The sequence below is a fragment of the Amycolatopsis sp. TRM77291 genome (assembly GCF_054166285.1).
Genome location: NZ_JBSZHF010000001.1, coordinates 335,635 through 347,415 on the forward strand (window position 1 = coordinate 335,635; position 11,781 = coordinate 347,415).

The following is an 11,781-nucleotide window of genomic DNA, read 5'->3' on the forward strand; positions in this document are numbered from 1 at the left end:
ACATGGTGAACGCTGCTGTGTTCAATTCAAGCCTGTCCGAAGTGGACCCCGAGGTCGCCGCGGCCGTCGCCGCCGAACTCGACCGGCAGCAGTCGACCCTGGAGATGATCGCCTCGGAGAACTTCGCCCCGGTGGGCGTGCTCGAGGCGCAGGGTTCGGTGCTGACGAACAAGTACGCCGAGGGCTACCCCGGCCGCCGCTACTACGGCGGTTGCGAGCACGTCGACGTCATCGAGCAGCTGGCGATCGACCGCGCGAAGGCCCTCTTCGGCGCGGAGCACGCCAACGTCCAGCCGCATTCGGGCGCGCAGGCCAACGCCGCCGCCATGGTCGCGGTGCTCAACCCCGGCGACACCATCCTCGGTCTCGACCTCGCGCACGGCGGGCACCTGACCCACGGGATGAAGATCAATTTCTCGGGCAAGCTCTACAACGTCGTCGCCTACCACGTCGACAAGGAGACCGGGATCGTCGACGTCGAGGAGATCGAGCGCCTCGCCAAGGAGCACAAGCCGAAGCTGATCATCGCCGGCTGGTCGGCGTACCCGCGTCAGCTCGACTTCGCCGAGTTCCGCCGTATCGCCGACGAGGTCGGCGCGAAGGTCATGGTCGACATGGCGCACTTCGCCGGTCTCGTCGCCGCCGGGCTGCACCCGAGCCCGGTGCCGTACGCCGACATCGTCACCACGACCACGCACAAGACCCTCGGCGGACCGCGCGGCGGCATCATCCTGTGCCGCCAGGAACTCGCCAAGAAGATCAACTCGGCGGTGTTCCCCGGCCAGCAGGGCGGTCCGCTGGAGCACGTCATCGCCGCCAAGGCCGTCGCACTCAAGATCGCCGCGAGCGAGGAGTTCCGCGAGCGTCAGCAGCGCGTGCTCGAAGGCGCGAAGATCCTGGCCGACCGCCTTTCGCGCACGGATTGCTCCGAAGCCGGCGTCCGCGTCCTGACCGGCGGTACCGACGTGCACCTGGTGCTCGTCGACCTGGTCAACTCCACTTTGGACGGTCAGCAGGCCGAGGACCGGCTGCACTCGGTCGGTATCACGGTCAACCGCAACGCCGTCCCGTTCGACCCGCGGCCGCCGATGGTCACCTCCGGCCTGCGGATCGGCACCCCGGCGCTGGCGACCCGCGGCTTCGGCGCCGAGGACTTCGCCGAGGTGGCCGACGTCATCGCCGAGGCGCTGCGCCCGGACTTCGACGAGGCCCTGCGCCAGTCGCTGTCCGCCCGGGTCGAGCTGCTGGCCAAGAAGCACCCGCTGTACGCGGATCTCAACCGATGAGCGCGCTCCCCGAGGGGCGCAAACTTCTCCGGCTCGAGGTCCGCAACGCGCAGACCCCGATCGAGAAGAAGCCGCCGTGGATCAAGACCCGCGCGCGGATGGGTCCGGAGTTCACCGAGCTCAAGGGACTGGTCAAGCGCGAAGGCCTCCACACCGTCTGCGAAGAAGCCGGGTGTCCCAACATCTACGAGTGCTGGGAAGACCGTGAAGCTACCTTCCTGATCGGCGGTGACCAGTGCACCCGGCGCTGTGACTTCTGCCAGATCGACACCGGCAAGCCGGCGGCGCTGGACCGGACCGAGCCGCGCAAGGTGGCGGAGTCGGTGCAGGCGATGGGCTTGCGCTATTCGACGGTGACCGGTGTCGCGCGTGACGATCTCGAAGACGGTGGCGCGTGGCTGTACGCGGAGACCGTGCGGCAGATCCACGCGTTGAACCCGGGCACGGGTGTCGAGCTGCTGATCCCGGACTTCAACGCGGATCCCGACCAGCTGGCCGAAGTCTTCGGCTCCCGCCCCGAGGTGCTGGCGCACAATGTCGAGACGGTGCCGCGGATCTTCAAGCGGATCCGGCCGGGCTTCCGGTACGCGCGGTCGCTGGAGGTCATCACCCGCGCTCGCGAGGCCGGTCTGGTGACGAAGTCGAACCTGATCCTCGGCATGGGCGAGACCCCCGAAGAGGTCGCGCCCGCGATGAAAGACCTGGTCGACGCGGGCTGCGAGATCCTGACGATCACCCAGTACCTGCGGCCGTCGCCTCGTCACCACCCGGTGGACCGGTGGGTCAAGCCGGAGGAGTTCGTCGAGCACTCGAACGCCGCCGAGGCGATGGGCTTCGCCGGCGTGATGGCCGGGCCGCTCGTACGCTCGTCTTATCGGGCCGGGCGGCTGTTCGCGCAGACGAAGGCCCACCGCGGCGAGCCGCTGTCGGAGAACTTGGCCCATCTCGCCGCCGAAGGGCCCGCGGCCCAAGAAGCCAGCTCACTGCTGGCCAGATAGGAAGGAGGGCAGATCAATGGCGATCAGCGTCTTCGACCTGTTTTCGATCGGCATCGGCCCCTCCAGCTCCCATACGGTGGGCCCGATGCGCGCCGCACTGACCTTTGTGGACGGTCTGGCCGCCGACGGCGACCTGACGGCCACGACGCGTGTCCAGAGCGAGCTTTTCGGCTCGCTGGGCGCCACCGGGTTCGGGCACGGCAGCGACAAGGCCGTGCTGCTCGGGCTGTCGGGGGAGCGTCCGGAGGAGATCGACACCGACACGGTGCCCGGCAAGATCGCGGAGATCCGCGAATCCTGCCGGTTGAAGGTGCGTGGTGAGCACGAGATCGTGTTCACCGAGGACACCGACCTGACCATGCACCGGCGGAAGTCGTTGCCGGCGCATCCGAACGGGATGATCTTCCGCGCGTTCGACGCCGACGGGAAGGTGCTGCGCGAGCGCACCTACTACTCCGTCGGCGGCGGGTTCGTGCGGGACGAGTCCTACGAGACCGACACTGTCGTCGTCGAGGACTCGACCCGGCTGGAGTTCCCGTTCCGCACCGGCGCGGATCTGCTGAAGCACTGCGAGGACACCGGGCTGCCGATCAGCGAGATCATGCTGCGCAACGAGCTTTCGTGGCGCACGCGCGAGGAAGTCCGCGAAGGGCTGCTGGAGATCTGGCAGGTCATGGCGGAATGCGTGCGCAACGGCTGCGAGCACGAGGGCGTCCTGCCGGGCGGGCTGAAGGTGCCGCGCCGCGCGAAGGCGTTGCACGAGAAGCTGCTCGCCGAGGACGGCGTCGGCGACCCGCTGTACGCGATGGACTGGGTGAGCCTGTACGCGCTGGCGGTCAACGAGGAGAACGCCGCGGGCGGCCGTGTCGTGACCGCGCCGACCAACGGCGCCGCGGGAATCATCCCGGCCGTCCTGCACTACTACCAGCGGTTCATCCGGGGCTCCTCGGACGACGGCATCGTGACGTTCATGCTCACCGCGGGCGCGATCGGCTCGATCCTCAAGCAGACGGGCTCGATCTCGGGCGCCGAGGTCGGCTGCCAGGGCGAGGTCGGTTCGGCCAGCGCCATGGCCGCCGCCGGGCTCACCGAGGTCCTCGGTGGCTCGCCCGCGCAGGTGGAGAACGCCGCCGAGATCGGCGTCGAGCACCACCTGGGGCTGACCTGCGACCCGGTCGGCGGGCTGGTGCAGATCCCGTGCATCGAACGCAACGCAGTCGGCGCGTCCAAGGCGATCCACGCCGCGCGGATGGCGATGCGCGGCGACGGTTCGCACGTCGTGACGCTGGACAAGGCGATCAAGACCATGCGCGAGACCGGCGCCGACATGAGTGTGAAGTACAAGGAAACCGCACGCGGTGGCCTCGCCGTGAACGTCATCGAGTGCTGACGCCCGCGTTCAGTCCTCTGGATGCGGTAGTTGCACACGCAAGTACCGCATCCAGAGGACGAATTGCGGGCCGCCTAAACTCGAAGGGTGGAGTCGAGCACGGTCGCGAACGCGGGTGACGCGCTGTTCCGCCCGGTGCGCGCGGGCAACGCCTTCGAGGAGACCGTCGAAAGGCTGCTCCAGGCGATCCGGCTGGGCGTGGTGGGCGCGGGGGAGCGGCTGCCCTCGGAACGCGAGCTCGCCGAGCGGCTCGGGGTCAGCCGGGTGACGCTGCGCGAGGCCATCCGCGCGCTGTCCGACGCGGGCTACGTCGAGTCGCGGCGCGGACGCTACGGCGGCACGTTCGTCAACGACGTCTTGCCAGACCCGCCCGCAACCGAAGGGCTGAAGGTCGACAACGCCACCCTGGAGGACGCGCTCGGCCTGCGGCACGTCCTGGAGACCGGTGCCGCCGAGATGGCGGCGTCGCGGTCCCTCAGCCCGGCCGACCGGCAGCATCTGACCAGCACGCTCGCCGAGGCGGCCGCGGCCGACGTCGGCGACTACCGGCGCAAGGATTCGCGGCTGCACCTGGCGATCGCCGAGGTCACCGCGTCCGGCTCGCTGACCACGGCGATGGCCGACGCGCGGATGCGGATCAACCAGCTGCTCGACATGATCCCGCTGCTCGAACCCAATCTGGAGCACTCCAACGCCCAGCACGAGGCCATCGTCGACGCGATCCTCGCCGGAGACTCCGAGGCGGCGCGGCGGGCGATGACGGAGCACGTCGAAGGGACCGCTTCACTGCTTCGCGCGTTCCTCGCTTGAGGTCAGCAGCGCGTGCGCGAAATCGATGGCGTGCGGTGTATCCGGGAAGACCCGGCCCTCCGCGCGGAGCCGGTCCGCGACGCCGAGTTCGTCGAGCACCTTCTCGTGGCCGGGTCTGATCCCCGACACCAGGACCGTGATCCCGCGATGTTCGAGGCGTTCGATGGCGTCGCGCAGGACGAGGGCGCCGGTGGCGTCGATGGCCGACACCCGTGACATCCGGAGGATGACCACCCGGACGTCGGCCACCTCGGACAGCTCCAGCAGGAACTGGTGGGCCGCGGCGAAGACCAGCGGTCCGTCGAGCCGGAACGCGACGATGTGCTCGTCCAGCAGCGCCCGTTCCTCGGCCGCGTGATCGGCGTGATCGAGCGCGACCTCTTCGATGCGAGCCGCCTTCGCGATCGCCCGCAAGGCCAGTGCGCCCGCCACGACGAGGCCGAGGATGACCGCGGTGACCAGGTCCAGGATCAGCGTCGCGGCCGCGGTGAGCACGAGGACCAGCGCGTCACGCCGGGTCGAACGCAGGAGCGCGCGGACCGAGCCCGCCTCGACCATGCGGACGGCGGTGGCCAGCAGCACCCCGGCGAGCGCCGCGATCGGGATCGTGGCCACGAGCGGCGCCGCCGCGAAGACGATCACCGCCAGCACCATCGCGTGGGTGAACGAGGCGAGCCGCGACTTCGCCCCGGCACGGACGTTGACCGCGGTGCGCGCGATAGCCGCGGTGGCGGGCACGCCGCCGAACAGCGGGGTGACGAGATTCGCGAGGCCCTGCCCGAAGAGTTCCCGATCCGGGTCGTGGCGTTCGTTGACGCTCATCGCGTCGGCGACCGTGGCCGAAAGGAGGCTTTCCAGCGCGGCAAGTGCCGCGACCGCGACGGCGGAGGGCGCGAGCGCGCCCAAGGTCGACAGATCCAGGAAGTCCAGCGAAGGGGCGGGAAGGCCGTTGGGCAGGGCGCCGATGCGAGCGACCGGCAGCTGCGCGAACTGACTCACGAGGGTCGCGATGGCCACCGCGACCAGCGAGAACGGGATCGACGGCTGCCACTTCGCGCCGAGCAGCATCAGGGCGGCGACCCCGGCGGCGATCGCGATCGAGGGCCAGGCGGGATGCCCGGCGAAATCGGCCACCGCCTTCGCCGCGACGACGGCCAGCTTCTCGCCCTCGGGGGTGGCGACGCCGAGCGCGCCGGGGACCTGCTGCAACGCGATCACCCCGGCGATGCCCAGCGTGAAACCCTCGACCACCGGCGTCGGCACATAACGCATGTACCGGCCGGCGCGGGCGACCGCGAGCAGGAGCAGCAAGACCCCGGCGAGCAGGCCGACCGTCAGCACGCCGCCCGCTCCGTGCGTGGCCATGATCGGCACCAGCACCACGGTCATCGCGCCGGTCGGCCCGGACACCTGGAGGTTGGAGCCGCCGAAGATCGCGGCCAGCGCGCCGGCGACGATCGCGGTGACCAGCCCGGCTTCGGCCCCGAGGCCGGACGAGATGCCGAAGCCCAGCGCCAGCGGCAAGGCGACGATCGCGACGGTCAGGCCCGCCGTGAGGTCGCGCCGGGGAGCGCGCTTGAGCGTCCGCAGGTCTTCACGTCCGGGCAGGAGCGAGCGCAGTTCCGAAAGCTTCAGACCCGCCACCCAGTCACTCCGCGTCGCGTAGCTGGGCGAGCAGGACGTTCTGGTCGGCCAGCAGCTCGGTGAGGATCCGCCGGGCCGCGCGCAGGAGCTCGACGACGTCGCCGCCGGCGAGCGCGTACACCACCGTCGAGCCCTCGCGGGTCGAGGTGACGATTCCCGACCTGCGCAGGACGGCCAGCTGCTGCGAGAGGTTGGAGGCCTCGACCTCGATCTCGGCGAGCAGGTCGCGGACGGCCTTCGGGCCTTCGGCGAGCAGCTCCAGCACACGAATCCGGACCGGGTGGCCCAGCATGCGGAAGAACTCCGCCTTGGCCTGGTACAGGGGGACGGGCATCTGACCATATTATCAAATGAAGAATTCTTCAAGTCATGAACAGGAGGCAGTTCGGTGACTTTCCCACAACCTTTTCACTCGTTCGGGCGTCTAACCTGGCGTGGAAAACCCGGATGAGGCAGACGCACCCGAGTCGGAGACCACGGCCCCTCCCGAGCCGAAGAGCAAGAGGCGCAGGTGGCGACGGATCGCCGCCTGGACGCTCGGCCTGCTGATCGGCATCCCCGTCGTCGCGTTCGGGCTCGCGTACGTCCTGCTCGACGTCCGCAGCCCGCAAGAGGTCCTCGCCGACCTCGACAAGACCGTGGTCCTGCAGAACGCCGACGGTTCCGAGCTGCTCAAGGTGGTACCGCCCGGCGGCGACCGGCTGTTCGTGCCGTACGACGCCATCCCCGCGAAACTACGCGACGCGATCGTCGCGACCGAGGACCCGACCTTCTGGGACAACGAGGGTTTCGACCTCACCGGGCTCGGCCGCGCGCTGGTGACCGGCGTCGGCGGCGGTTCGGGGATCACCCAGCAGTACATCAAGAAGTCCACCGGCAACGAGGACGCCACCCTCACCCGCAAGTTCTCCGAGCTGGTGCTCGCCACGAAGATCACCCAGCAGCAGACCAAGAAGGAGATCTTCGAGAGTTACGTCAACATCATCTCGTTCGGCCGCGGCACCTACGGCCCGGCTTCGGCGATGAACGCCTACTTCGGCCGCAAGCTCGATGACTCGATGACCTGGAGCGAGGCGGCGTTCCTCGCGGGCATGATTCAGTCGCCTTCGGTGCACGACCCGTACGCCTCCAGCCACGAGCACGCGATGAAGCGCTGGTCCTACGTGATGAACAAGCTGGTCGCGCGCGGTTACGTCAGCCAGGCCGAAGCGGTCACCATGACCTACCCGGAGGACGCGATCCAGGCGCCGTCGGAGACCCGGGCCGGTCGCGTGACCTACGAGCAGTACCACATCAAGCAGCAGGTCCTCGCGGAACTGGAACAGGTCGGCTACCCGCTCGACCGGCTCCGCGGCGGTGCGATGAAGGTCGAGACGACCATCGATCCGCGAGCGCAGGCCGAAGCCGAGAAAGCCGTCAAGGAGCGGTTGAAGGGTCAGCCGGAGCACTTCCGCGCGTCGCTGGTCGCCGTCGAACCCGGGACCGGCGCCATCCGCGCCTACAACGGCGGTGGCTGGAGCGTGCACGACTACGCCGGCACCCCGTACGGCACCGGCTCCGCCTTCCAGCCGTTCATCCTCGCCGCCGGTCTCGAACGGGGCATCGGCGTGGACGAACCGCTCAAGGCGCCCGCGGAGGTCGACTTCCTCGGCGAAACCTTCAAATTCGAGGACCAGTGCGGTGAAGCCGGGAAGTGCACGCTGCGTGAGGCGATGGGGCGGGGCGCCCAGGGCCCGTTCGTCGACCTGGCGAAGAAACTGGGCGCGGAAGCGGTCCGCGAAGGCGCCCGCGCGGCCGGGATCCCCGAGACCGTCGACGGCGCGGTGACACTGCGGGAGAAGGACGGGTTCCTGATCGGCCCCGGGATCGCGGTCGGCCGGTATCCCCTGCGCCCCAGCGACATGGCCGGTGCCTACGCGACCTTCGCCGCCGACGGTATGCGCGCCACCCCGCATCTGGTGTCGAAGATCCGGGACGAGAACGGCGAGATCGTGTGGGAACGGCCGTCGGACAGGGCGCCCGCGTTCAAAGACGACGAGGCGCTGAGCCGCCGGATCGCGAGCGAAATGAGCCAGGTGCTGGCCACCGGCCTGAAGGACCGCCCGGCGGCGCTGAAGACCGGCGACTTCCAGTTCGAGGAGACGGACGACAACGCCGGTGGCTGGGCGGTCGGGTACACGCCGCAGCTCGCGACGGCGGTCTGGGTCGGCTCCGACGAGCCGCGCCGGATGCGGGACGCCGCCGGGGAGAAACTGACCGGGCGGACGATCCCGGCCGACGTGTGGCAGCGCTTCATGACCGGTGTGCACCAGGGGGTGCCGGTGCGGTGGCCGGACGGCTCGGGCCCGCGGCCGGTCACGACGGCGCCGCGGTGAGGCTTCGGTCCAGGTCGCCCTGGACGCGGTGTCGCGAAAGCCACTTTCGGGACATCAGACGTCGCGAAAGTGGCTTTCGCGACATGCTCACCAGGCCTCGTGAGTGGCTAGGACGATTCCAACTGTCCTGACCACTCACGAGGGCTTGGTGCGGCGGCTGCTCCGCACCAGAGTCATGNCGCGAAAGCCACTTTCGGGACATCAGACGTCGCGAAAGTGGCTTTCGCGACACGGTCACCGGGACGGCACACGCCCGGCCGAAGCGCGACGACCCGGCCGAGCGGGAGCCGTCAGGGCTTCACCAGCACGACGGTGAGCCCGTCGTAGCCCTTGCTGCCCACCGTCTGGACGGCCGTCGCGTCGACGCGGGGTTCGGCGGCGATCATCTCGTGCAGCCGCCTGATCCCTTGGATGTTGGGGTCTTCGCTGGCGGCGTCGGTCACCGCGCCGCCTCGGACGACGTTGTCGACCACGATCACGCCGCCGGGCCGGACGAGCTCCAGCGACGCCTCGAAGTAGGCCGGGTTGTTGACCTTGTCGGCGTCGATGAAGGCCAGATCGATCGGGCCCTCGACCGAGGGCAGCAGGTCCAGCGCCTTGCCGACGCGGACGTCGACCAGCCCGCCGAGCCCGGCCGCTTCGATGTTGCCGCGCGCGACCTCGGCGTGTTTCGGGTCGTATTCGAGGGTGACGAGCCTGCCCTGCGGCGGCAGGGCGCGGGCGAGCCAGATCGTGCTGTATCCGCCGAGCGTGCCGATCTCCAGGATGGACCGGGCGCCGATCATCCTCGCCATCAGGTTGAGCAGTTTGCCCTGGTTCGGCGCGACGGCGATCGACGGCAGCCCGGCCTGATCCGACGCCTCGCGCGCGCCTTCGAGGGCGGGATCGGACGGGATGAGCACCCCGGACAGATAATCGTCCACTTCGGACCACAGTTGCTGTGACATGGCACCTCCGCCGCCAACCTACTCCGGGATGATCAAGCGGCGCGGCGACCGGCCTTCGGGATCACCAGCGGGGTCCCGGTTTCGGGGCACGGCATCACCCGGCAGGGCAGCTCGAAGATCTTCTCGACGTTGGCCGCGGTCACGACCTCTTCGGGCGAGCCCGTCGCCAGGACCTCTCCGCCGCGCATCGCGATCATGTGCGTCGCGTAGCGGGCGGCGTGGTTGAGGTCGTGCAGCACCGCGACCAGCGTGCGGCCCTGTTCCTGGTGCAGCTGCGCGCACAGGTCGAGGATGTCCATCTGGTGGGCGATGTCCAGGTACGTCGTCGGCTCGTCGAGCAGCAGGAGATCGGTCTCCTGCGCGAGCGCCATCGCCATCCACACGCGCTGCCGCTGACCGCCCGACAGTTCGTCGACCAGCCGCTCGGCGAGGTCGTCGACCCCGGTGGCGCGCATGGACTCCGCGACCACGGTGGCGTCCTCGCGGGACCACTGGCGCAGCAGGCGCTGGTGCGGGTACCGGCCACGCGCGACGAGGTCCGCGACGGTGATGCCGTCGGGCGCGATCGAGCTCTGCGGGAGCAGGCCGAGCCGCCGCGCGACCTCCTTGGCGGGGAAGGAGCTGATCACCTGCCCGTCGAGGAACACCGACCCCTGGCGGGGTTTGAGCATCCGCGCGAGCGCGCGCAGCAGGGTCGTCTTGCCGCACGCGTTCGGGCCGACGATCACGGTGAACGACCGGTCGGGGATGACCACCCCGAGGTCTTCGGCCACGGTCCGGCCGTCGTAGGCGAGCGTCAGCGCGTCCGCGTGCAGGCGGGACGTCGTGCTCTGCTCGGTGAGGGTTTCCACGGTCTCCACGCAGGTTAGGCTAACCTAGGAGTCCGCCGTTGTGGTGTTCCGTAGGTCGCAGTCGGCTCACGACGTTCGTCGATGGCATCATCCGCAGTGCACTATCGCAGTGCAATCCCGCGAGCGGTCTCGGTGCGATCGAAGGAACCTGTATGGAGGACTACCGGATAGTCGCGGACGAGATCTCCGCCGACGTCGAGGCGGGAAGGCTCCGTCCTGGCGACCGGCTGCCCCCGCAGCGGCGCTTCGCCCGCGAACGCGGAATCGCGAACTCGACCGCCGCCAGGGTCTACGGCGAACTCGTCCGGAGAGGTGTCGTGGTCGGCGAGGTCGGCCGGGGCACGTTCGTCCGCGCCGGGAGGCCGCCGCTGGAGACCGCGCTCGCCGAACCCGGTGGCGCGACGGTCGACCTCGAGCTCAACTTCGCCGTCCTGCCAGAGCAGTCGGCGCTGGTCGGGAAGGCGCTGGAGCCGCTGCTGCGTGACGACGTCCTGACCGCGGCGCTGCGGCCGGGAAGCGTCTCGGGTTCGAAGCAGGCGCGTGACGCCGTCGTCGGGCTGCTCGCGAAGGACGGCTGGACGCCGGAGATCCTCTTCGCCGGGAGCGGGCGCCAGGCCATCGCGGCCGCCATCGCCGCCTTCGTGCCGATGGGGGAGCGCCTCGCCGTCGAAGCCATCACCTATCCCGTGGTCAAGGCACTCGCCGGACGGCTCGGGGTCCAGTTGGTGCCCATCGAGACCGACGAGAGGGGTCTCATACCCGAGGCGCTCGAAGCCGCGTCCGTGCGCGCGCTGTACGTCCAGCCGACGCTGCACAACCCGCTCGGGTCCACAATGGACGAAGCGCGGCGCGTTGAGCTGGCGGAAACCGTGCGGCGGATGGACATCCCGGTGATCGAGGACGGTATCTACACCTTCCTCCGGCCCGAGGTCCGCCCGTTCGCGGCGTACGCGCCGGAGCGCACCGTGTTCGTCGACAGCATGTCGAAACGGCTCGCCCCGGGGCTGACCACCGGTTTCCTCGCCGTCCCGGCGGAATGGCGGGAACGGCTGGCCGCGTCCGTGCGCTCGGGCGGCTGGGTCGCGCCCCGGTTCGCCGTCGAAGCCGCCACCCGGTGGATCACCGGCGGGACGCTGGAAACCGTCGAGCGGGCGAAACGGCTCGACGCCGCGGAACGCCAGCGGGTGACGGCGGCGCGGCTGGCCGGGTTCGCCCTGCACGCCGATCCGCAGGCGTATCACTGCTGGTGGGAGCTCCCCGAACACTGGCGCGCCGAGACCTTCGTCGCCGCGGCCGCGCGGCGCGGGATCGCGGTCACCCCGGCGGCCGCGTTCGCCGTCGTCCCCGGTCACGCCCCGAACGCGGTGCGCCTCGCCGTCTCGTCGCCGCCCCTGGAGACGCTCGCGGCCGCCTTGGACGTCCTCGCCGGTCTCGCTTCCGGTCGCCCCGAGGACGCCGGCGTCGACTGACCCCCCCGCAT

General features: G+C 70.0%; 10 protein-coding genes. 6 read left to right on the forward strand and 4 right to left on the reverse strand.

Translation table 11 applies throughout. From position 1 onward, the window contains the following. Positions 1-2 precede the first annotated feature (2 nt). The 4 genes from glyA (at position 3) to ACXIZN_RS01545 (ending at position 4,484) form a co-directional block, all read left to right on the forward strand. Complete coding sequence (gene glyA / locus ACXIZN_RS01530) at positions 3-1,286, forward strand: serine hydroxymethyltransferase (RefSeq protein ID WP_457952086.1); 1,284 nt, start codon at positions 3-5, stop codon at positions 1,284-1,286. Continuing rightward, positions 1,283-2,284, forward strand: coding sequence for a lipoyl synthase (lipA, locus tag ACXIZN_RS01535; RefSeq protein WP_457952088.1), 1,002 nt, complete (start codon positions 1,283-1,285; stop codon positions 2,282-2,284). The genes glyA and lipA overlap by 4 nt, the downstream gene beginning before the upstream one ends. 16 nt (positions 2,285-2,300) lie before the next feature. Then, positions 2,301-3,674, forward strand: coding sequence for an L-serine ammonia-lyase (locus ACXIZN_RS01540; RefSeq protein WP_034323423.1), 1,374 nt, complete (start codon positions 2,301-2,303; stop codon positions 3,672-3,674). Positions 3,675-3,761: 87 nt separating this feature from the next. Next, positions 3,762-4,484, forward strand: coding sequence for a FadR/GntR family transcriptional regulator (locus ACXIZN_RS01545; protein WP_457952090.1), 723 nt, complete (start codon positions 3,762-3,764; stop codon positions 4,482-4,484). Here the strand turns inward: ACXIZN_RS01545 and ACXIZN_RS01550 are convergent. Together ACXIZN_RS01550 and ACXIZN_RS01555 are read right to left on the reverse strand one after the other, a co-directional pair. Then, positions 4,458-6,128 (reverse strand): SulP family inorganic anion transporter, encoded by a 1,671-nt coding sequence (locus ACXIZN_RS01550; protein WP_457952092.1) that lies wholly within the window; start codon positions 6,126-6,128, stop codon positions 4,458-4,460. The genes ACXIZN_RS01545 and ACXIZN_RS01550 overlap by 27 nt on opposite strands. Before the next feature lie 4 nt (positions 6,129-6,132). Further along, the gene (locus ACXIZN_RS01555; RefSeq protein ID WP_457952094.1) at positions 6,133-6,462 is read right to left on the reverse strand and encodes an ArsR/SmtB family transcription factor; all 330 of its coding nucleotides are present in this window, start codon (positions 6,460-6,462) and stop codon (positions 6,133-6,135) included. A gap of 100 nt (positions 6,463-6,562) precedes the next feature. On the opposite strand from ACXIZN_RS01555, the gene ACXIZN_RS01560 reads away from it, so the two are divergent. Further along, positions 6,563-8,503, forward strand: coding sequence for a transglycosylase domain-containing protein (locus ACXIZN_RS01560; RefSeq protein ID WP_457952096.1), 1,941 nt, complete (start codon positions 6,563-6,565; stop codon positions 8,501-8,503). A 290-nt stretch (positions 8,504-8,793) separates the two neighbouring features. Here the strand turns inward: ACXIZN_RS01560 and ACXIZN_RS01565 are convergent, their stop codons facing one another. Continuing rightward, on the reverse strand, positions 8,794-9,450 hold the full coding sequence (locus tag ACXIZN_RS01565; RefSeq protein WP_457952098.1) for an O-methyltransferase: 657 nt from the start codon (positions 9,448-9,450) through the stop codon (positions 8,794-8,796). A 32-nt stretch (positions 9,451-9,482) separates the two neighbouring features. After that, positions 9,483-10,310: an ABC transporter ATP-binding protein gene (locus ACXIZN_RS01570; protein WP_126733523.1), complete on the reverse strand. Its 828-nt coding sequence runs from the start codon at positions 10,308-10,310 to the stop codon at positions 9,483-9,485. Between the two features lie 143 nt (positions 10,311-10,453). Here ACXIZN_RS01570 and ACXIZN_RS01575 point away from each other — a divergent pair, with 143 nt between their 5' ends. Next, positions 10,454-11,770 carry an aminotransferase-like domain-containing protein gene (locus ACXIZN_RS01575; RefSeq protein ID WP_457952100.1) on the forward strand — a complete coding sequence of 439 codons (1,317 nt, stop codon included), beginning with the start codon at positions 10,454-10,456 and terminating at the stop codon, positions 11,768-11,770. Positions 11,771-11,781: the final 11 nt, after the last annotated feature.